Annotated in this window: 17 protein-coding genes; 8 read left to right on the top strand and 9 right to left on the bottom strand. The window is 38.3% G+C overall.

Annotated features, from left to right (window positions below):
* Positions 1–359 precede the first annotated feature (359 nt).
* Positions 360–797 (bottom strand): rRNA maturation RNase YbeY, encoded by a 438-nt coding sequence (gene ybeY, locus DV942_RS13065; protein WP_145858107.1) that lies wholly within the window; start codon positions 795–797, stop codon positions 360–362.
* Between the two features lie 138 nt (positions 798–935).
* Positions 936–4,253: a DUF4175 family protein gene (locus DV942_RS13060; protein WP_145858101.1), complete on the bottom strand. Its 3,318-nt coding sequence runs from the start codon at positions 4,251–4,253 to the stop codon at positions 936–938.
* Between the two features lie 450 nt (positions 4,254–4,703).
* Between DV942_RS13060 and DV942_RS13055 the strand changes: the two genes are divergently transcribed.
* The 3 genes from DV942_RS13055 (at position 4,704) to DV942_RS23825 (ending at position 8,709) form a co-directional block, all read left to right on the top strand.
* A complete protein-coding gene (locus DV942_RS13055) occupies positions 4,704–6,209 on the top strand; it encodes a family 16 glycosylhydrolase (RefSeq protein WP_145858098.1) in 1,506 nt (501 codons plus the stop codon).
* A gap of 131 nt (positions 6,210–6,340) precedes the next feature.
* Positions 6,341–8,107 (top strand): phosphocholine-specific phospholipase C, encoded by a 1,767-nt coding sequence (locus tag DV942_RS13050; protein WP_244950688.1) that lies wholly within the window; start codon positions 6,341–6,343, stop codon positions 8,105–8,107.
* Complete coding sequence (locus tag DV942_RS23825) at positions 8,092–8,709, top strand: phospholipase domain-containing protein (protein ID WP_244950687.1); 618 nt, start codon at positions 8,092–8,094, stop codon at positions 8,707–8,709. Before DV942_RS13050 ends, DV942_RS23825 begins: the two co-directional genes overlap by 16 nt.
* 152 nt (positions 8,710–8,861) lie before the next feature.
* On the opposite strand, the gene DV942_RS13045 is transcribed toward DV942_RS23825, so the two are convergent.
* Complete coding sequence (locus tag DV942_RS13045; RefSeq protein WP_090983369.1) at positions 8,862–9,431, bottom strand: DUF2911 domain-containing protein; 570 nt, start codon at positions 9,429–9,431, stop codon at positions 8,862–8,864.
* A gap of 118 nt (positions 9,432–9,549) precedes the next feature.
* Positions 9,550–9,735, bottom strand: a complete 186-nt coding sequence (locus DV942_RS13040; protein WP_090983371.1) for a hypothetical protein — start codon at positions 9,733–9,735, stop codon at positions 9,550–9,552.
* 235 nt (positions 9,736–9,970) lie between these two features.
* On the opposite strand from DV942_RS13040, the gene DV942_RS13035 reads away from it, so the two are divergent.
* From DV942_RS13035 to DV942_RS13015, 5 genes are all read left to right on the top strand, one after another.
* Entirely contained in the window at positions 9,971–10,597 is a 627-nt protein-coding gene (locus tag DV942_RS13035) for a TetR/AcrR family transcriptional regulator (protein ID WP_090983373.1), read from the top strand.
* A complete protein-coding gene (locus DV942_RS13030; protein WP_145858094.1) occupies positions 10,594–11,913 on the top strand; it encodes a TolC family protein in 1,320 nt (439 codons plus the stop codon). Before DV942_RS13035 ends, DV942_RS13030 begins: the two co-directional genes overlap by 4 nt.
* 8 nt (positions 11,914–11,921) lie before the next feature.
* Positions 11,922–12,959, top strand: a complete 1,038-nt coding sequence (locus DV942_RS13025) for an HlyD family secretion protein (RefSeq protein ID WP_145858091.1) — start codon at positions 11,922–11,924, stop codon at positions 12,957–12,959.
* An 8-nt stretch (positions 12,960–12,967) separates the two neighbouring features.
* Positions 12,968–14,515: a DHA2 family efflux MFS transporter permease subunit gene (locus DV942_RS13020; RefSeq protein WP_145858089.1), complete on the top strand. Its 1,548-nt coding sequence runs from the start codon at positions 12,968–12,970 to the stop codon at positions 14,513–14,515.
* Between the two features lie 262 nt (positions 14,516–14,777).
* Positions 14,778–17,363, top strand: coding sequence for a phosphoenolpyruvate carboxylase (locus DV942_RS13015; RefSeq protein ID WP_145858087.1), 2,586 nt, complete (start codon positions 14,778–14,780; stop codon positions 17,361–17,363).
* 430 nt (positions 17,364–17,793) lie between these two features.
* Here the strand turns inward: DV942_RS13015 and DV942_RS13010 are convergent, their stop codons facing one another.
* The 5 genes from DV942_RS13010 to DV942_RS12990 form a co-directional block, all read right to left on the bottom strand.
* Positions 17,794–18,042: a DUF6952 family protein gene (locus DV942_RS13010; RefSeq protein ID WP_010599336.1), complete on the bottom strand. Its 249-nt coding sequence runs from the start codon at positions 18,040–18,042 to the stop codon at positions 17,794–17,796.
* The gene (locus tag DV942_RS13005) at positions 18,042–18,350 is read right to left on the bottom strand and encodes a thioredoxin family protein (RefSeq protein ID WP_145858085.1); all 309 of its coding nucleotides are present in this window, start codon (positions 18,348–18,350) and stop codon (positions 18,042–18,044) included. Before DV942_RS13005 ends, DV942_RS13010 begins: the two co-directional genes overlap by 1 nt.
* Positions 18,351–18,364: 14 nt before the next feature.
* Positions 18,365–18,997, bottom strand: a complete 633-nt coding sequence (locus DV942_RS13000) for a peroxiredoxin (RefSeq protein ID WP_090983385.1) — start codon at positions 18,995–18,997, stop codon at positions 18,365–18,367.
* A 343-nt stretch (positions 18,998–19,340) separates the two neighbouring features.
* Complete coding sequence (locus tag DV942_RS12995) at positions 19,341–21,725, bottom strand: S9 family peptidase (protein ID WP_186462307.1); 2,385 nt, start codon at positions 21,723–21,725, stop codon at positions 19,341–19,343.
* Positions 21,726–21,879: 154 nt separating this feature from the next.
* A complete protein-coding gene (locus DV942_RS12990; protein WP_145858083.1) occupies positions 21,880–23,055 on the bottom strand; it encodes a hypothetical protein in 1,176 nt (391 codons plus the stop codon).
* Positions 23,056–23,110 lie beyond the last annotated feature (55 nt).

The raw sequence follows: 23,110 nt of genomic DNA, 5'->3' as shown, positions 1-23,110 counted from the left end.
AAACTTGATGTATTGTGATTGTTTTGAATGTCATCAATGGTGGTTCTAAAACAAAACAGCGGTTGGACTCGCTCCACCGCTGCTTCAATCATTAACTAAAACTAAACTTTATCTTGAATAATGGCTAAGAATAATGACTTATGCCCGTTGTTATTATCGTTGCTTTTAAAATGAGACTTTAATAATTGGGAAATGTTGCAGAGAGGTTCACAGGATTATACCAGTAGTGTATAATTATCGACGAACACCAGTATCGTTTAGACGAACAGAATAAATAGACGAGGCGTATTTTACAAATACACTAAAGGTAAAGATTCTTCGCTGCGCTCAGAATGACATTTAGAATTAGAAATGGGAGGCTAAACTAATCCAAATTCACTTCTATAAGCTAAATATTCATCTTCTTTTTGTGTCATCAGGGTTTTTGCAGCTTTTCCTTTATCCTTATAACCCAACAGGTGCAGGGTTCCATGAATCATAATGCGGCAAACCTCATCAAATGCTGAAGTTTTATAGGTTTTAGCATTTTCTTTTACACGCTCAATACTGATGAATATATCACTTATGATCAGTTTTTCTTCTTCAGAATTATCGAAGGTAATGATATCCGTATAGGTATCGTGATTTAAATATTGTTGGTTGATGCTTAAAAGATATTCATCACTACAAAAAATGAAATTAAGTTCCTGCAGTTGATACCCTTCCTTTTCGATAGTGGCTTTCACCCATTTTTTGATTTTTAATTTTTGAGGAAGGCTATAGCTAATGGATTCGGTAAAAAAAGAAATTGCAGGCATACTGTAGTGTTTAATGGCTGCAAATTTAAGAAATATATTTTCGTCATTTTGAGCGGAGTGCAATGAAGTCGAGAAATCTTTCTGTCTTAGTCTATCTCTAATGTTCGGGACTGCTCTTCGATTGAGATGACGAGCATGTCATCGCTCTACATTCAACGATTTTAAATATTCTGCTATTTTATTTTTATAGTAATAATTTAAACCAGGAGGAATTTTCTGCAGTATATCACTGCCATTTTGCTGCTGTTTTTTAAATTGATCCAGCATTTTTTGATAGGATGGAGGAAACTCTTTTGCTGCCTTACTTTCCCGTTTCGAATCTTCTTCCTGATCGCGCTCTGCTTTCTCCGCTTCTAACAATTTGGTCAGGAGATCTTTCTGTCGGTTTAAGGTTTCCTGTTGTAGACGTTTGTTTACCAGATCACTCTCCGTCTGTTTCATTTCTTTAATGGCCTCATTTAGGTTACCCAACTTACCGGTACCGTCTTTATTTTCTTCACGGTTAAGTTTTTCTAAAGCCTGACGTATCATTTGTTGTTGCTGTGCCATTTTACCAAATTCCTGGCTCATTTGTCCTTTACCAACTGTACCTTGATTACCGCCTTGTTTTTGCAGCTGTTCACGGGCCTTTTGCATGCTCTTATTTAGTTGTTCCTGCATTTGCGACAGTTGTTTCATACCCTGTTTTTGTTTTTTCCCACTACCACCTTTGCTGTTTTTCTGCATATTTTGCAATTGACTGAGTGCTTCGCTTAACATTAAAGTTAAATTATTGATAGAAGTCATGGTAAATTGCTGGAAACGGTTAGCTTCCGATGTTCTTCTGTCGCCTAGATTTTCTAAGCTTTTATCAAGGTTAAAATTAATTTTATTCATTTCCTCGTTAACAGTGGATTCTATCTGCGGAACGCGTTTACTTAAACTATACAAACTGTCAGAAATGGTTTTAAGATTATCTTTAATGCTTCGTTGTTTTTGAACGTTGCTGGTGTAAGATGGGTCAGTTGCAGACATTTTCTTTAAAGCGAGCATTACTTTTTCCTGATCAAAAGAAGTGGTCAGCAGATTTTCAAGTAGTCGTCTCAGTTCCTTAGCATTCAGGTTATTCTCCATTTCCTCGCCCTGTTGCTGCATTTCACTCATCTTTTTAGCAAGTTTTTCCATCTGCTCACCTGCTTTTTGCTGCTTCTGGCTTCCACTTTTAGCGTCTTTTTTATCCAGGGCATCTTTACTGTCTTGCTGATCTTTTTGTATATCCTGAATATCCTTTTCCGGGTTTTCGAAAGGATTTGGCCGGTCTAAGGATTTATTTTTTTCTTCCAGTTTTTTCAGGTCATCCTTCAGGTCTTTCATCTCCTTATTTAGTGCATCCTGTTTCTGCTTTAACGATTCATAATCTTGCTTTTTATCTTTTGTTTGCTGTGAAAGTTCTTTTTGTTGTTTTGCCAACTCATTTAGCCGGTCAATGTCATTTTGCAGATTCTGCTCAAATTCAAGCTGTTTATAAAGCTCTAAAATTCTGTCAAGTTCGTTTTTAAGGGTTTTATTGTCCAATTGCATTTTTGACAGTTCATTCTGCGTCTGATCTTTATTTTTCTCATTCATCAGGTCCTGAAGTTTTTGCAAAAGTTCTTTTGTTTTGTCATCCAATACATGGTCAAACAAGTCTTTGATCTGTTTTTGTTTTTCTATAAGTTCTTCTGTCTGTTTTTGATCCTGTTGTTGCCGGATATTTTTATCATTTTGCGCTTTAATCTCCTTCATAGCCTCATCCAGTTGCTTCTGTTTATCTAGAAGGGCTTCAATCTGTTTTTTATCTTCAAAAGATATCTGTTTTTTATCAATAAGGCTTTCGGCTACTTTTTTGCTTTCTTTTTCGATCGTGTTGGCCAGGCGTATGGCCGATTGCACTTTCTGCTTTAACGCCTGATTGCTTGCATTTACCTGTTCGGCGGATTCTTTTTTAGTTGGCTGTTTAAAGGTTTTAATTTCAGATCGGGTAGCCTTGGCACCATTTACGCCATCGTTATCGGCTACTTCAAAATAATATTCAATTTTCTGACCAGGTTTGGCGGCAACAACTTTTAAATCCCAGAAATAAAAAAAATTATTTGAAGTCGCATTACTTTTAATGGCAATGTTTTTGGTAACGGTACCAACAATACGGTTATTTTCTCTGAGGTTGTATTTAAAGCTCAAGCGGCTAAATCCGTAATCATCAGTTACCTGTCCGCTAAAATATAATACTTTGTTGCTAAGAGAATCCAGCTTTTCTTCTACATTAATCTGTGGAGCCTGATCTTTGATTACCGTAACCTGATGTGAAAGAGAATCTCTTATGGTAACATATTGATTTTTTGGAACGATACTATATCTTGAATTGTTTTTGATAGTAGCCCTAAAATGAGCCACATCGTTATTGATTTTAAGCAGGTTTTCGGATCCATTAAGCATAAACAGGACCTGGTCGCTTTTTTCAGTCTTTAAGCTCCACGTTACTTTGGTACCTTCGGGAAGGAGCAGGTCTCCGACATTGTCAACCGATTCTGTATTTTTGCCCAAATAAGCAGGATAATTTAATGTAGCTGTGGCATTGAGCAATTCCGGGCGAGGTTTAACGGTAACGGTAAACACGGCAGAACTAAAACCACCGCCTTTGAAAATCAATTTTTTATCATTCTGGATATTTTTGATACTATAATTAAACTTGTTAATGCTTTCTTTTTCCAATTTATAGGTGTTCTTGCCATCTTCTACATAAATCTCTGCAGGAAGTTCATCACCGGTCAGTTTTAGGTTCAGTGTTAAATCATCACCTTGTGTAGGGGTTAAACTTTTATTTAGAATGGTAAAGCTAAATGGCGCTTTTGGGGCAATATATTCATCGTACCGAAAGAAACTGTTTGTACCGTCGCGTAAAATTGTGGGCGCTATAATGGCAATGAGCAGGATGATGGATAGGGGAACAAAAAGATATTTTAAATATTTCCGGTTATCGTTAATCTTAACTGCCGTGTAAAATGGAACGGGCCTGAGTTCAATAATCTTTTGATCAATGCTGGCCATAATGAGGCGGTTATTTTCAGGATTTTTCTCCGCTAAATGATGAAGCTGCAGCGTATTCAATAATTTATCCTTAATATCGGAAAAGTGATTTCCGATGATAACCGATGCTTCATCCAAAGTAAGGTGTTTGCCTAATTTTAGCATGGCAAGCAGTGGCTTAACAATTAAAAAGCCGACCAGCAATACACCTGTAAGCAGATAAGCAAAAAATACAAAGGTTTTAAAGCCAGCTGTTGGGTTCAGGTAATAAAGGCTTAAAAAAACAATGAGATACAGGGCCAGAAGTATGGCCGCAACATAAATACTGCCCCGCAAAATTTTATTCAGGTAAAACTTGCGGATAAACTCATCTATCTTCCGCAACAAATCGTTGTAATTATTGCTCACCATATCTCCGTAAATGTAAAAATTGTTCCAGTCAATTAAAAGGAAAGTATTTAAGGTAACGCGTTTATTTCAAATTGTTTATTATCCAGGTAAGCTTTAATGAAAAAGGATATTGAACTCAGCCTGGGTTTAAATAGTGAATGTAAGAATGGGGTTCTTTCTTAAAGATCAGAAGTTTTTAGCCCGGGACGTAGCGGCATCCCTGTAGCACCGTGAAAGGATAAGGTGCAGTACGGCAAAAACCTTTAATAGCCGTACCAGCTCAGCGCTTCTAAAACATCGTTTTTATAAAGGGAAGCATGCTACCAAGGTTTCTGCAACAAATTATGATCACATTAACCACGCGTTAATTTGAAAATCTTTATCTTGTTATATTAATACAAAGGTTACATAGATTTTAAACGAGTATTCTGATAAAAATCTACTTTTGGCTTTTTGTATAATCATGCCCATATGAAACGAATTCTTATTTCTACACTAATGTTATTCTTTTTTACTGCTTCTTTCGGCCAGAAATTTAACTGGAATAAAAATCAGGTAATTGCTCACCGTGGTGCGTGGAAAAAAAACAATTTTCCTCAAAATTCCATTGCTTCATTAAATGAAGCCGTAAAACTGGGTTGTTATGGTTCGGAATTCGACGTATGGATGACGGCAGATAATATTCTGGTGGTTAACCACGATCCCGAGTTTCAGGGTTTAACCATCGAGAAGGTAAATTATGCAGATCTGTTGACCAAAAACATGAGCAATGGTGAAAAAATTCCAACATTGGAAGCTTATTTATTAGCAGGTAAAAAACAGAAAACCACCAAGCTGATTTTGGAAATAAAACCCTCATTGATCAGCAAAGAACGTGGTATCGAGGTAACTAATAAATGCATAGAAATGGTTAAGAAACTAAAAGTAACTGATTGGGTTGAATACATCAGCTTTGATTACGATTACTGCAAACGCATTTTAACTTTATTGCCAAATGCAAAAGTTGCTTATTTAAAAGGTGAAATTAGTGCTGAGCAGATGAAGGCAGATAAATTAACGGGTGTTGATTACCATTATAGTGTTTACCAAAAAGATAATTGGATTGAAAATGCGCAAAAATTGGGTTTAACGGTAAATGCATGGACGGTAAATACAGTGCCTGAAATGCAGTGGTTATTGGCCCACAATGTAGAATACATTACCACCAACGAGCCTGAATTGCTTTTCGACGAGATTAAAAAAACACCGGTTGCCCAGGGATGGAAGTTAAAATGGGCAGATGAATTTGACGATGCCGGATTGCCGTTAACTAAAAACTGGGGCTACGATGTAGGTGGCAGAGGTTGGGGGAATAACGAGCTGCAATATTATACCGATGCCGATACTGCAAATGCAGTTGTTAAAAAAGGAAACCTGAATATTATAGCGCTAAAAGCTGATAAGGAAAACAGGAACTACACTTCAGCCAGGTTGGTAACCAAAAATAAATTCGATTTTAAATACGGTAGGGTTGAAGTCCGTGCAATGTTACCTAAGGGCAGAGGCTTGTGGCCTGCCATATGGGCACTTCCAACGGATTCGAAATATGGTAGCTGGCCCAGGAGTGGCGAAATCGATATTATGGAACATGTAGGTTACGATCCTGATAGCGTTCATGGAACCGTACACACCGAAAAATTCAACCATGTAATTCATACACAGGTGGGTAAGGCCCTAAAGGTTAATAATCCGTATGCCACATACCACGTTTATGCGATAGAATGGTTTACCGATCATATCGATTTCTTTATCGACGATCAAAAATACCTCACTTTTAAAAATACCAAAAAGGGATCTGGCGACTGGCCATTTGATCAGAACTTCCATCTGATCTTAAACGTTGCCGTAGGTGGCGATTGGGGTGGAAAAAAAGGGGTGGATGATGCTGCTTTCCCTGCGACTATGAAAGTGGATTATGTAAGGGTGTTCCAGAAGTAATTCGAGCATTCATTGTCTATTATTCGGTTAAATGGTTAATTGTTTAAATCGGTTAACTGATGACGAACTGTCAACCGTAACATGGTAACTGAAAACTTCAAAAACAGTATCTAAGCTAAATCGTATCATTTATGGATTCACGCAGAGAATTTCTAAAAAAAGCAGCTTTGTTTGCCGGAGCTACCGGCATAGCCAATACTTTGCCCAGTTCAGTATTGAAAGCGATGTCCATCAACCCTGAACCGGGCAGTACATTTTATGATGCAGAGCACATTGTTTTCCTGATGCAGGAGAACCGGTCTTTTGACCACATGTTTGGTAAAATGAAAGGTGTACGCGGATTTAACGATCCACACCCACATATTCAGCCTGATGGCAACAAAGTTTGGTTGCAAAAAGATGGGCAGGGCTATACTTATGCTCCCTTTCATGTTGATATCAACAAAACAAAAATTACCTGGCAGGGGGGCTTGCCCCATTCGTGGAATGATCAGGTAGCTGCCCGCAACGGTGGCCGTTACGATAAATGGCTGCCTGTTAAAACAGCAATGACCCTGGCATATTATGACCGGAATGATATTCCTTTTTATTATGCCATGGCCGATGTTTTTACCATTTGTGACCAGCATTTTTGCTCGTCATTGACCGGAACAACGCCTAACAGACTATTCTTTTTTACAGGTACTATTCGCGGAGAAAAAAGTGCCAATCGGATTGCAGTGGTGAACAACGACCAGGCGGAATCTCAGAATAATGTATTCGTAGATTGGCCAACTTTTCAGGAAACGTTAGAGGATAATGGCATCGATTGGCGCATTTACCAAAATGAACTTTGGACATCAAAACTTCCGGAGGGTGAAATAGATGATTGGTTGGGAAATTATGGTGATAATCCTGTAGAATATGTGAGCCGGCACAATGTTAAGTTATCGGCTTATTTTAGAAAAAATGGCGATAATACGGTTAAACCAGCGTTAACTGCAAAAGAGGTACAGGCTAAATACGATAAACTATCGCAAAGAGAAAAGAATCTAATTGATAAAGCCTTTACCACCAATATTTCTCAAAAAGATTATTTAGAACTCGAACCCTTCACATTCAAAAACGATCAGGGAGAATCGGAAACCATAAATATTCCAAAAGGAGATATTTTTCACCAGTTCAGAAAGGATGTGGATAGTGGAAAATTACCAACTGTTTCATGGTTGGTAGCCCCTCAACGTTTTTCTGACCACACCAGTTCGCCATTATATGGAACCTGGTATGTAAGTGAAGCACTGGATATCTTAACCAAAAACCCTGAAGTTTGGAAGAAGACAATTTTTGTTTTAACCTACGATGAAAATGACGGCTATTTTGATCACCAGCCACCTTTTGTAGTTCCGAATCCTGATGATCCAGGCAGTGGAAAAACATCCGAAGGTATAAATTATGCTACTGATTTTGAAGCGAGAAAAGGAAGTCCGATAGGTTTGGGTTACCGTGTTCCATTGATCATTGCCTCCCCATGGAGCAAAGGTGGTTTTGTAAACTCACAGGTTTTTGATCATACGTCATCAATCATGTTTATGGAAAAATGGCTGGCGAAGAAGACAGGCAAAACCATAAAAAGCAATAACATTAGCGATTGGAGAAGAAATATCTGTGGCGATCTAACCTCCGTTTTCAGGCCGTATCACGGAGAAGAAATTAAATCTCCGGAACCCTTAAAACGCGATGTTGTGGTGGCCAATATTGGTAACGCAAGAAACAAGCCTGCCCAGGTTGGTCCTACTGCATTAAATAAAACGGAAGTAGATAAAATCAATAAATTTGAGTCTTTTTCACGTGAAACTTCCAGTCATGCCCCAGGCAGGAAAATGGCACTAAACATGCCTGTGCATTGCCCTATCACTTAACGGTTGATGCAAATTTAATCAATCATGAAATTGTACTTACTTTTCAATCGGTAAAAACTTTATTTGGCAGCGAATTTGAAACGGTTGGTGCACCTTTTAACATGAATACGATTGCCAGGTTTAAAGGTGTTAAGGGTAAATCATGGGCCTATGCGGTAAAAGCCGGTGATGTACTAAAGGATACCATTAATCTGGATGATTTCGATGATGAAATTTATGATCTTACCGTAAATGGTCCGAATGGTTTTTACAGGAATTTTGCAGGTAGCAAAAAAAATCCTTCCATTATTGTTAAGGTATATCCGGAGCACACTGGTTTGATAAACAAAAAGCTTACAGGTAAATTGGTTTTTGCTGTTGAAAATACAGGTACCAGCTTGGTTACACTTCAAATTTTAGACAACAAATATAAATCGGGAAGTCAAACAGTAAACATCAGGCCAAAATCCAATGCAAATATTTCGTTTAACCTGGCAAAGAATGCGAATTGGTACGATTTCAGTATGGTACAGAAAGGAAATCCGACATTTAAACACCGTTATGCAGGCAAAATAGAAACCGGAGAAATAACACAAACCGATCCGTACATGGGCAACGTTTAAATAAATATCGCTCAAAAGAAGGGTATTCTTTGGTAGAACTTATGTTTATTGGCCTTTACATGCTATTGGTAATCGTACGAAGATAAAAAACCGATTTAAACAAAAAGTCCCGGCTGCTATTGTCGGGACTTATATTTTTATTGCGTTTTTACTTAAAAAGTAATTGGTAATTCTACCTGGGTTCTGTCCCAGCCCATAATCAGGTTGGCTCCCCCGTTAATTTCTGTAAAGGTTAAAGAGAAGTATTCAATCGGCTTAGACAAGGTTTTCACAGGAACATTTACGCGAACAATATCTTTAGCCTGGTTGTAGGTGAAAGCACCCCATTTGTCTGTTTCGCTATTCACTATAATTGTCCACGAATCTTTGTTTGGAATGGCAAACAGGCTATAGGTTCCCGGTTTAATTTTTTTGCCACCAATGTTTACTTTTTTAAAGAAACGTACTTCAGTACTTTCATTGGCTCCAAAACGCCATACCTTACCATATTGCTCAAGAACACCAAAAATATCACGGCCTTTTTTTTGTGGACGCGAGTAAACAATTTTTATCACTGGTTTTGTCGGATCTCCGGCCTTTGCTTTAGGGGCATTTAGCGGAAAATAGACAATATCTGCCGGACTTGGATCTGCAGCAGGAAATTTTACTTCAGCAGAAGCACTTTGTTGGGCTTTAGCATTAAAGCAAAAAAGAGCGAAAACAATAATGAAGATATTTCTCATTTGTAGGCTTTTGTTTTCATTCGCGATGAGTAGTTATGATTTTACTTTTGTTGTAAAATACTAAAGCTATATCGCTTAATTATTCTGGATCCCTAAGATCTGGTTAAAAGGGCTAAAACTAGTATTTTCTTCCTTTTACGATAGCGTTTAAAAATAAGCCTGCTGTTAACAAACCTAAAACACCACCTAATAAAGCAAAAATATAGTTTTGCGTAATAATTGCTCCGGTTAGCACCCCGAAGAATAAACCTAAAGCATAATATAACCAGTTGAAATTATTGCTGCTGTTCTGTTGTACACTCATGTTTTCTGTTATTTGGAGGCAAAGTTAATATTTATTTTAAATTTTAATCTATCTGGCGAATCTAATTAAAGATCAAATCCAGTAAAATTTGCTTTTAAAATTACTGTTCTAATAATCCCCGTTCAATAAGCATTCTACCTAATAAATCAGGGTTTTATCAAGATAATGTAAAAGAAGTGAAGAAACATTTGGAAGTTAATCAATCGTTTGATTAATTTTGTGCCGTTAAAAAGAAATGAAAACAGAAAAAGTAGATAAAAGACAGGCCATTCTGGAAGCAGCTGAAAAGCTGTTTTGCGAAACCGGGTATGAAGGTACCTCTACCCGGCAGATTGCGAAGGAATCTGGAGCGAATATGGCGATGATAAATTATTATTTCGGTTCTAAAGAAGGAGTTTTTGTAGAGATTATGAACGAGCGTATTGCTGGTTTTGCTTCTCAGCTGAAAATCATCAATGAAGATAAGATTTCGGCATTGGAAAAACTGCACAGGGTTATAGAAGGCTATGTTAACAGGATATTGAATAACACGGCATTTCATAAAATGATGCACCGGGAGCTTTCTTTAACCCAGAGACCAGCAATGTATGATAAAATTAAGGATGCCATGAGCCACAACATGCAGCTTATTGACCGCATTATTACTGGCGGAATTGAAGATGGTACCTTTAATAAAGTAGATGTAAGGATGGTAATTGCAACCATTATGGGTACGATAACCAATATTGTTATTGCGCCCCAAAAGGTGATCTCATGCTCCAACTTCGACCTGAACGACCCAAAAGATAAAAAAATGATTAAGGAGCGGGCAATCGCTCACTTACAAGATCTAACAACAGTTTATTTAACAACAAAAAAATGATACCCAGATCAATAAAATTAATGCTTGCGGCATCATTAATTCCAGCTGCTTTGTTTGCACAGAATAGCAAGGAATTAAATATCAATCAGGCAATAGAACTTGGCATAGCCAATAGTAAAAACCTAAAACTCTCCCAAAACAAAATCGACCAGGCAGCAGCCCAACTGGAGGTGGTTAAAGACAATGCCTTGCCAACGGCAAATGCGAGTTTTATGTACAATCATGCCGAAATACCAACCACAACTTTTGCTTTACCAGGTAGCGAATCAGCTTTTCGCCTGCCTAAAAGGGCCGATGCTTTTGTAGGTACGGCAGCGGTGCAGGAACTCGTTTATGGTGGTGGTAAATTAAAATACGCAAAAGAATCAACCAAGCTATTGGCTGAAGTTGCACGTCTGGACGCCGATAAGAGTAAAGAAGAAATCACCTATGCGGTGATCAATACTTACTATTCTTTATACAAGGTTTTACAAAGTAGAAAAGTAGTTGAGCAGAATTTAGAATCGATTGCCGCGCAGATTAAACAGGCGCAGCGTTTCTTTGAACAAGGCATTGTAACCAAAAATGATGTGTTGCGCTTTCAATTGCAACAGGCAAATGTTACGCTTACACAAATGGATATTGAAAGCAACCGTAAAGTAATCAACTATAACTTAGATATCCTTTTGGGTTTACCGGAAGATACTGAAGTTAAAATTGTTGACCCAACTGCCGGCATAAAAACATCAGGTTCATTAAACGAATACATCGGCTTGGCAATGGCTAACCGCCAGGAGCTAAAGCAACTTGATGTACAGAACAAAGTTGCTGATTTTAATATCAAAACCGTTAAGGCAAATACTTTACCTACTGTTGGTATTGGCGCCAACTTATATTACATTAATCCAAGCGGTAATTTTATTCCGCCGGTAAACCAGTACCTCATGCCTATTACAGTAGGCGCAACGGTTTCGTGGAATTTTGGAAACCTATGGACAAATAAAAATAAAGTAAGCCAGGCCAAAATTGAGCAAAAGGAAATTACTATTCAGAAAGATATTTTATCTGATCAGGTAAAAACCGACATCAATAAAAACTTTCAAAATTACCAGGTGGCCATGAACAAAATACAGGTTTTGGAAACCTCAATTGCACAGGCTACTGAAAACGATAAATTATTGGCATCGAAATACAAAAACAATGTGGCTTCGGTTACCGACCGTATCGATGCTGAAACGCTATTATATCAGGCAAAAATAAACTTGGAGATAGCAAAGGCAGACGCAGGTTTGGCTTACTATACTTTATTAAAATCAACAGGAAAAATAACGCAATAAATACGGCAATGACAACTGAAAAGAAAAAAAAGAACATAGTAGTACCCATCATTTTAGGTGTTTTACTAGTAATAGGTATAATCTTCGGGATTGTAGAATGGAATTATTATAGCAAACACGTGGATACAGACGATGCACAGATTGATGGTGATATTAGTCCTGTTGTTGCGCGTGTTGGCGGTTATGTAAAAGACATTAATTTTGAAGAAAATACGCATGTAACCGAGGGGCAGGTTTTGGTTAAACTTGATGATAACGATTACAAAGTAAAATTAGAGCAGGCTCAATCCGGTCAAAAAGGTGCTACTGCAGGGTTGGGTGTGGCGCAATCTCAAATTGCTGCAACAGAAGCCAATACCAGTACTGCAAAAGCAAACGTAGCAGCAGCAAAAGTTAAATTAAATCTTGCACAAAAAGATTATGACCGTTACGCCAATCTGATTAAAGACGGATCGATCACCCAACAGGCTTTCGACCAGGCAAAAGCAGCTAAGGAATCAGCACAAGCGGCTTACCAGGCAGCGGTAGATCAGTATAATGCAGCGGTTAAACAAGTGGGTACCACCCAATCGCAACTGGCGGTTAGCAGCAATGTAATCAGCCAGCGCCAAAGTGATATCGATTTTGCAAAGCTTCAGTTATCTTATACGGATATTAAAGCCCCTGCAACCGGTATTGTTTCTAAAAAGAATGTACAAAAAGGACAATTGGTTCAGGCAGGTCAGTCTTTATTCTCTATCGTAAACGATGGAAGTATTTATGTAACGGCAAACTTTAAAGAAACCCAATTGGAAAAAATTAAAGAGGGTTCTAAAGTAGAAATTGAAGTAGATGCTTATCCTGATGAAAAAATTGAAGGTGAAGTGTATAATTTTTCACCAATTACTGGTGCAAAAGGATCTTTATTGCCACCCGATAATGCTACCGGTAACTTTGTTAAAGTTGTACAACGTGTTCCGGTAAAAATCAAAATCCATCCATCAAAAGAGCTGTTGGCTAAATTACGTCCAGGAATGAGCGTTAAAGCTTCAGTATCTACTAAATAATATTAAAAATGGCCGAAGTAGGTTTAAAAAAGTGGATTATTACATTTACGGTAATCACAGCTTCATTGCTGGAGTTGATTGATACGACTATCGTGAATGTGGCAATTCCACAGATACAGGGAAACCTGGGCGCCACCCTTGAGGATGTGGCCTGGCTTTCCACCGGCTATGCGGTAGCAAACGTTATTGTATTGCCAATGTCGGGCTGGCTGGGTAACCGGTTCGGCAGGAAAAATTATTTTCTTACCTCCATTATCGTTTTTACACTCGTTTCCTTTTTATGCGGAAATGCCACCTCATTGAACGAGCTTATTTTATTCAGGGTTATTCAGGGATTGGCCGGCGGTGGTTTAATATCGACAGCACAAGCTATTCTTATTGAGACCTGGCCACGTGAAGATGTGGGTATCGCAACGGCTTTGTTTGGTTTGGGAGCGGTAGTTGGACCAACTGTTGGACCAACCATTGGAGGATACATTTTGGATGTCAGTTCATGGCCGTGGATTTTTTATGTGAATATTCCCGTCGGAATACTCGCGGCATACTGCACCTATTCCTTTGTACGGGCCACCCCGAAAGAAGGGCAGGGTCAACCTGTCGATTGGTGGGGTATCGCTTTACTGGCAATAGCAGTAGGTAGTTTACAAACATTGCTTGAAAAAGGAGAGAGCGAAGATTGGTTTGCTACGCCTTACATTACAGCTTTGGCGGCAACATCGGTATTTGGCTTATTGCTTTTCATCTGGAGGGAAATGAGTACCGACCACCCAATTGTGAACTTTAAGATTATGCGCCACAGAAGTTTTGCTGTGGGTATGTTTACCTCTTTTATTCTAGGCTTTGGCTTATATGGCTCTGTGTTTATCTTTCCCGTATTCTGTCAAAATTTACTGGGCTTTTCAGCACTGCAAACAGGAGAATTATTATTCCCTGGTGGTTTGTGTACCATTATCATGATGCCTTTTATTGGTATTATGCTTAAAAAAGGTATTCCTGCACAGTTCATGGCTACCTTTGGTATGCTGGCGTTCTTTATTTTTTGCTGGATGCTGAGTAAATCAACACTTCAATCAGGTACCGGTGATTTCTTTTTACCATTGGTAATTAGGGGGATAGGTATGGCCTTATTGTTTGTTCCACTAACCACACTGGCTATTCAGGATTTGAAAGGACCGGAAATCGGTCAGGGTTCAGGTTTAAACAACATGATGCGCCAGTTGGGTGGCTCTTTTGGTATCGCAGCTTTAACTACCCTGATCCATATCCGTTCGGGTTTCCACAGAAGCAACCTGCTAACCACTCTTAATGAGTATAACCAACCATTCGTTGATCGTTTTAATGGTTTGATTAAAGGTTTTATGGCTAAAGGCCAGACTTTATTCGATGCGAAAATTATGGCAGCAAAGGCGATGGAAGGAATCGTAACCAGGCAAACTATGTTACTTACTTATGATGATGCCTATTGGATTGCAGGGTTGATTATGTTATTCTCCATACCTTTACTATATCTTCAAAAGTTTAAGAAAAACGCAAACATTCCTGCGGATGTGCACTAAAGTTTGCAACAAAAAGCCAAAAATAATGGCAAAAACTAAAAACAGCCGGTGTATTTTATTACATCGGCTGTTTTAACCCAAAAAATTAACAATCAATGCAATGCCCTTAAACATTGCAAATGTTCTTACTTAACCACATAGTGGCCAAATAAGATTTTAAAAATAAAATTTATTCTACAATTTTCCAAATTGTAAGCCTTAGAATTTTAATACCTTATGCATTTTTTGTAGTATTACGGTACACAAAACTATTGCGTAAACTATGCCGAAACTTCGTTTAACTACACAACGGGAATCTATTTTCAATAATGAGGTGATCTCAAAATTTGAACTGTTCAACAGTTTATTTCTAACCTTGCCTTTTTACAAAATTAAGGATACCGGGACGTTACTTCCTTTGTTTTTTAAAAGCTGTGAAGAAGGCATTGCCAACGGGGCAAAACCTGCAGAAATTATCGAAGAATTTTTCGCCAAGTATACCAGTTATACCGATCGTAAAGATATTATTGACCTTCTGTTTCGGTTTATTCAGTATATCGAAAGACAGGTGGTGCTTTTTGATGCCGTAGAGGATGCCTCGTTTACGAAGTTAAATACCACTGACGAGCAGAGTACATTGTCATTTATTCTAAATAAGAATGCCGATAACAGACCAATGTTATCAAAAATTGAAAAATTGATTGATGAGCTTTCGCTCCGCCTGGTGTTAACCGCACATCCGACGCAGTTTTACCCTGGTAGTGTTTTAGCTATTATCACCGATTTAACCAAAGCCATCAGGGATAATGATCTTACCCTGATGAACTCATTGCTGCAGCAGCTGGGTAAAACACCGTTTTTCAATAAAAAATCGCCTACGCCTGTCGATGAGGCCCTAAATCTGGCCTGGTTCTTGGAAAATACTTTTTATTTTGCTGCGGCCAATATCCAGCAGGAAATAGACCAGAACCTTGACGAATATAATCTGGAAACCAAGAAAATTTTAGAACTGGGTTTCTGGCCTGGGGGAGATCGCGATGGAAATCCAAATATCCACGCTGATACGACCTTAGAAGTTTCTAAAATGTTGCGTCAAATCCTGTTCCGCTGTTATTACCGCGATTTCAGGGTGATTAAACGCCGCATCACTTTTAGAGGTGTTGAAGAAAATATTGCCAAACTGCATGATGTGCTTTATCAGAACGCTTTCGATCAAACCTGTGAGCTTCATGATATTTCTGATGAATTAAGGGATAACCTGAATAAAATCAAAGAAACCTTATTGGCAGAACACGGAGGTCTGTTTGTTGATCTGGTTAATAATCTGATCCGCAAAATAGACTTATACGGCAATTATTTTGCATCGTTGGATATCCGTCAGGATAGCCGTATACTCAGGAAAGTGCATGCTTATTGTCGTGAAAATAAACCAATTTCGTCATTGTATCCTGCCAATTATGATCAGCTTTCAGAAGCAGAAAAACTAGCTTTAATTTCATTTAAAGAAGCAACCGTTGTTTACGCCAGTGAAGCTGATGCTTTAACAAATGATACGATTGAGGTAATTAAAGAAATTAAAGGTATCCAAAAGCGTAATGGAGAAAAGGCTTGTCACCGTTTTATTATCAGCAATTGTCAGCAGGCGAGTGATATCCTTCAGTTGATCGAACTTTTCCTCTGGAACGGTTGGAGCAAAGATTCGTTAACTATTGATTTCGTACCACTTTTTGAAACGGTAAATGATTTAAAGGGTGCTGCGGCCATTATGGAAACGCTGTATAGCAATCCGTTTTATAAAGCACATCTGGCTAAACGCGGCAATAAACAGCACATCATGTTGGGTTATTCTGATAGTACCAAAGATGGTGGTTATTTAATGGCTAACTGGTCTATTTTTAATGGTAAAACATCCTTATCAGCGGTTGCGGCAAAGCATAACATTCAGCTGTCTTTTTTTGATGGTCGTGGTGGCCCACCTGCACGTGGTGGAGGTAAAACACACCGCTTTTATGCTTCCATGGGGAAGGAAATTGCGAACAAGAATATGCAGCTGACCGTGCAAGGTCAAACCATCAGTTCTCAGTATGGCTCGGTTGAAAGTGCTGAATTCAATATTGAGCAATTAATCAATGCCGGACTAACGTCCGGATTGAAAGAGAAACATAATATTCTTATTGATCCTGACAATAAAGCCCTGCTTGATGAAATGGCCGAAGATAGTTATAAAGCTTTTGTTGATCTTCGCGAACACCCATTATTTGTAAGTTATTTAGAGAAATTATCTCCTCTAAAACTATTATCTCAGGCAAATATCAGCAGTCGGCCGGTTAAAAGAAACGGGGGCGGCGAGATGAAACTTGAAGATTTAAGGGCCATTAGTTTTGTTACCGCCTGGAGCATGCTAAAACAGAACGTACCTGGCTTTTATGGAATGGGAACAGCTTTGAAGAATCAGGAAAATGCCGGAAACTGGGATAAAGTAGCAAAGGTTTATGCAGATTCTGATTACCTCAAAACCATAGTGGATAACTGTATGATGAGTATGAGTAAATCAGACTTTGTGATTACGGCTCATTTAGCCAATGATAAAGAGTTTGGTGCCTTTTGGACTCAATTACACGAGGAGTTTAAATTAACTAAAGAGATGCTCTTAAAACTATCCGGACAGCCAACTTTAATGGCAAATTATCCGGTAGATAAAAAATCAATAGCTACACGCGAAAAAATTATTTTGCCATTAGTACTGATTCAGCATTTTGCTTTAGAGAAACTGCAGCACGATCAGAACGAGAAAGACCAGCATGCTTTAGAAAAGCTTGCGGTAAGAACAGTATTTGGTATTGTGAATGCTGGAAGGAATTTGGCTTAGTTAAGCCAAACCTGTAAGATTTTTAAAACCTAACAGGTTTATAACATATTTCCAAGGTCTGTGTCCTCACAGGCCTTTTTTTGTCCAATTTTGTTGTCTTTGTCATTCTTAGGGGTAATTAATTGTATAAAATCAATATGAATGATAGATGTTTTTAGCGGAATGTGCCAGGAATCGTAATGCGGGCGTTTTAAGATTCCCGCCTGCGCGAGAATGACGCCGTACTTATAGATTCTGCCTATAATAGGCACGAAGAATCTCTGACAAAAGCTGCATAGTTGTGCGTTACCATGTGATATAGAACTTTATGGTTCCTCGGTAGCAGATTCTTGATTGCGTTCAGAATGAAGTCATTTATAAAAAAAAATCCTTGTAGATCAGTCTACAAGGATTTTATATTTCGAAAAAGCCAGCTTAAAGCTTAAGACGATTATCTGTCAATCGAACCCATTACTTTTTGGCCAAAAGCATTTAATGCATCTTTTTCGGCAGCACCTTCACTTACCATCTGGTGTACTTCTAATGCACCGCAGATATTGGTAATCATTTCACCCGCCACATCAACTTCGTGCTCGCTAACGCCTCTAAATTCGCAGAAAGCCTCCAAAACCTCCAAAGTGGTCTCCAGCTGAGCGGGAGTGGTGTTTTGAAATAATTGTCTTATAACCGGAATCTTCATTACTTTATCTTGTTAAATAGTTCAATCAAGCCTTCTGCTTTGTTGGTTTGTACCTGATCTATCAAAGCTCCGCCTTCAAAAGCTGCAAAAGTTGGTAAATTATCAACGTTTGCAAATTTGCGTGAGTTTGGAAGTTTTTCGGCATCAACAATCAGGAAAGCTACATCTTCATTCTCCGAAGCCAATTTTTTAAACTTAGGTTTCATGATTCTACAGTTTCCGCACCACGATGCAGCATACTGAACCATTACCTTTGAGTGATCGGCCAGGTATTGCTGAAGATTATCTTCTGTTAATTCTAAAAACATAACGTTTTGTTTAATTAGTTAGCGGCTAAATATTCAGCTACGCCAGTTCTGTTTGCACTCATCGCTTCTTTTCCTTCTTCCCAGTTTGCAGGACAAACTTCTCCGTGTTTCTGAACGTGAGCGTAAGCATCAATTAAACGTAAATATTCTTTAACGTTTCTACCTAGTGGCATATCATTAACACTTTCGTGGAAAACTTTACCGGTTTCGTCGATTAAGTAAGTCGCTCTGAAAGTTACGTTAGAGCCAGAAAAAGATTCATTTCCTTCTTCATCGTAGTTAACTTCCTGATCTAAAATATCTAAAATGCCTGATAGTTGTCTGTGGGTATCTGCTAAGATTGGATAAGTAACACCTTCAATACCACCATTATCTTTTGGTGTATTTAACCAGGCGAAGTGAACTTCGTTGGTATCGCAAGATGCACCAATAACGATTGTATTTCTTTTTTCAAACTCAGGTAAAGCAGCTTGGAATGCATGTAATTCTGTAGGGCAAACGAAAGTAAAATCTTTTGGATACCAGAATAATAACACTTTGCTATTTTTGTTTACAGCTTCTTCAAATACGTTGATTTTCAAGTCATCACCCATGTCTGACATTGCATCAATACTAACACTTGGGAATTTTTTACCTACTATTGCCATAATTTTTTGTCTTTAATTTTTGTTGGCACAAAGGTAAGGCTAAAACAGTTGCCTATCAACACCGTTAGGTTAATAGTTAATTGTATTTATTGATAAGGATATAGACGAAAACTATAATGTTGTTTTGAAGTATAGTATAGTTCTATTTCAAAGATTACTTCATTTCGAGCGGAGTACAGGAAGTTGGGAAATCTTTTAAGGATACTTTTATGCTTACCATTAATAAGCTCCAATAAAAAACTCGTCATTGCGAGGCACGAAGCAATCCTAAAGCGCACGCTGGTAGCTATAGTAAGATTGCTTCGTCGTTCCTCCTCACAATGACGACCAAAAAAATGAAAATTTACTTCTTCAATGTATTCTCGTACAATTTAAATATCCTTTTATATTCATCTGTCCAGCTGCTTGGCTCAACAAAACCATGGTCTTCTACCGGATAAACCGCAAGTTCCCAATTATTTTTACCCAATTCGATAAAACGTTGCGTTAGGCGTACAATGTCCTGAAAGTGTACATTTACATCAACCATACCATGTGCCATTAATAAATTGCCTTTTAATTTATCGGCGAAGTAAATCGGAGAACTTCTTTTATAGGCAATTGGGTCGTTAAATGGTTCGTTTAAAATATTCGATGTATAGCCGTGATTATAGTGTGCCCAATCGGTAACTGAACGCAAAGCCGCGCCGCTGGCAAAAACATCTGGTTCGTTAAACATGGCCATCAACGTGATAAAACCGCCGTACGATCCCCCATATAAGCCTACATGCTTTGGATTAACACCGTATTTTTCGACCAAAAATTTAACTCCGTCTGCCTGATCGGTTAAATCTTTTCCACCCATATGGCGGTAAATACCGGTACGGTGATCACGACCATAGCCCGAACTTCCGGTATAATCGATATCGATTACGGTGTAACCATTATCGGCCAGCAAATTATTGAACATAAACTCACGGAAGTAGGTACTCCAGCCAAAGTGTACATTTTGTAAATAACCTGCACCGTGAACAAAAACCACAGCAGGGTGGTTAGGATGTGGATTTTCTGATTTATAGACCCTTGCATATACATCAGCGCCATAACGGTTTTTAAAAGAAACCATATCTGGCTGGCGCCACTTGTAGGAATTAAATTCAGCAGAAGTAGACTGGGTAATTTTTACGGCTTTAGCACCAACTTTATTAGGCTGAAGGTATAATTCTCCGGGTTTATCGATAAAAGAATAATTAATGGCGAGGTACTTTTCATCAGGAGAAAGGGTAATGTCGTTTAAGCCCTTCATCGTGGTAATCTGTACAAGTTCACCGCCATTTACGCCGATTTTAAAGAAATTGGTAATACCAGGGTGCTCTTTATTCGCCTTAATATAAAACGTATTTCTATCTTTTGATAACTGTACCGATTGTACTTCCCATTTGCCAGAAGTAAGCTGTTTTTTATCTCCGGTATTTACATTGGCTACGTAAAGGTGCGAATATCCTGTTGCTTCGCTCTGATAATAAAAACGGTTGTTATCTATCCATCCGGTATTGCCCTGATAAAAGCCACTAATGCCTGGTCCACCAATCCAGGCTTCGTCTCGTTGACGGTCTATTAAGGAAAAAACCCCGGTTAGGGCATCCAGTTTTAAAATCCAGCGGTCTTTGTTGTCGGTTGAAGTGGCCACTACCATCGCCGTAGTTCCGTTGTCGTTCCAAAACGGCCCAAAGAAATTTACAGGACGATCAGCATTTTTCTTTTTTAAGGTATCCAGTTCTTTCGGATAATCTTTCAGGTAATCAGGTAAATCTTTTATTCCCGGAATGGTTGAAGTTTGGATGGCATATACCGTATCCCGCTGCGTATCATAAATAAACCCCTGTGAGATATTTTCGTTTTCTCCAACTTTGGTTCTTCCCGGAATATCTTCAGTATAGCCTGAGGAAGTGATATAATTTGGAACAACGGTATTGTGGTTGTTCTGTGCAGGTGTGGTTAATTTATAAGTGATAAAATGCCCATCCGGACTAATCACCACACCATTTAAAAACTTATCTTCGGTATAAAGTTCCTTTAACGGTTTTGTATCTGAAGCAGTACCTCCAAAGCGGCCTCTTCCTCCACGGGAACCATTTTTGGTTTCGGCATTTCGTTTTTTTATAATATCAAAAAGTTCTGTCTGTTGTGCTTTTAGCCACTTATCCTGTTCGGTAGTTGCTTTACTTTCTGCTCTTCCGGCTTTTTTGCCTTTAACAAAATTAGTGAGCTGTTTAGTCTCTGCTGATTTTAAATCTAGCATGAATAGATTGTCACCCAGTTGATAAACGATGTTGCCGTTGGTTAAAAAAACCGGACTGCTTTCCCTTTCCTGCGTGCTGGTTAATCGGGTTTCCTTATTCGTTTTAAAGTTTTGTAAATAGATGTCCCCACTTTTTTCGACCAAACCAAGAGAACGATTGGTATTATAAGTGTAATTTAAACTCAATAATTTTTCATCTTCTTTTTCTACGGCTTTAACGGGTTTGGCAGCTGTTGCTGACACCTTAAATAATTCTTCTTTGGCTTTATTTTCAGGGTTCCAGTTAAAATAAAGGGTTTTGCTGTCTGCAGTCCAGCGAAAATTAGTTGGCGAAATACCCATCCATTTGGGGTCGCGCATAATTTTTTCGACAGTTAAGGGTGCCAGTTGTTGCGCAAAAGCATATTCTCCTGTGCAAAGCAAAAGGAAAAGTAAATATTTCTTCATGAATTTTAGGTTTGGATGCAATTTAGGTAAAGCACAAACTAATTTTAGAAGGAAATGGAAATGTTACAACGCCTCAGTCTTATCAGTTAACCAAAGATAAAAAAGATAAGCACAGATGAAATCTGAAATTAAATCCTTAATCTGTTGATAATCATTAACGGATTACCCTACCGGTTTTATCTATATTCACAACATCGAAAGGCTTTAAGTATTCGTTTATGATTACTGCAAATTCCCGTCTGGTTAACACCTTTTTTAGGTCGTATTTAGAACTAAACTTATAATTTTTATTCCACCTTTTTTGTAATTCCGCTTTGGTAGCTTCAACTGATTTATTGCCCACATAACAAACCAGTGAAATGGTATTTTCTAAATTGATGGGGATATGTTGATGATCGTCGAACCAGATCTGAGCTTTATAATAATAATCTTTGATCGGTTGCTTAATCTCATCATACGTCACCTGTTCTTCAGGATTAAAATAGGCTTTTTTCTGTTTTATTTCGGCCTTAATGATGCCTGTTACACCAACTTTTTGAATGGCCAACCAATTAGAATCTACGGGTTTTATATCTTCAAAGGGCATTAATGCATGTTTGTAGGCCAATAATTCACCCTGTATGCTTTTTAAGTTTGAAAGGCTGGTTTTGGTGTTAAAAAATGCGGCATAAGCAGCAGTCGCCCCGGCTGCTCGTCCAATTTCAAACTGATCTTTATCAATGTAAAGCAAATTTTCCTGATTTGGGATCAATAAACTGTACAATGACAGGAAACTTGCTCCTGCTGAGGCGACGCTTGTTACCGTCGTGCGGTAAATATTTTCGGTATAATTTAAAGTACTTGGAGAAGCCGGATTTAACGAAGCAATTTTCAATGCGGCCATCAATTTGTCCGGATTGTCTGCCAATACCAGGATCCTGGCTTTAATAGTTTTATCTTTGGCCAGTTTTATCTCCCAGCCATTTCCTGAACGTTTAATTTCGATATAAGGGGTATTATTGATCACATTCAATAGCAGGGTGCTATCAACCGTTACTTTTAATGGCTTTTTTCTATCTGGTTTTGGTTTGGCAATGTTTAAGCTGTTTGCATTTTCGGTTTCGCGCTTTAAAAAGTCCTGATAAAAAGCTTTGTGGGTAGCGGTTATTTTATCTACATCCAGCTGTTCTTTTTGGGTGAGCAGGATGGTTTTTACGCCAGATTTAAAGGATTGAAATGATGCGGTATAAGCAGCATCACCGCTGCCGATCACCAGCACATCTGTTTTTAAGGTTTGGGCATGAATAACCAGGGGAATGATGAATGCGAAAACAAAAAACAATCTTTTCATCTTATTATTAAAATTTGCTGCAATATGCTTTAAATGAATGATATTTTAATGAAAT

This window comes from Pedobacter suwonensis, from assembly GCF_007833675.1.
Lineage (GTDB): Bacteria > Bacteroidota > Bacteroidia > Sphingobacteriales > Sphingobacteriaceae > Pedobacter > Pedobacter suwonensis.
This window is presented reverse-complemented; position numbering and strand designations above follow the sequence as displayed.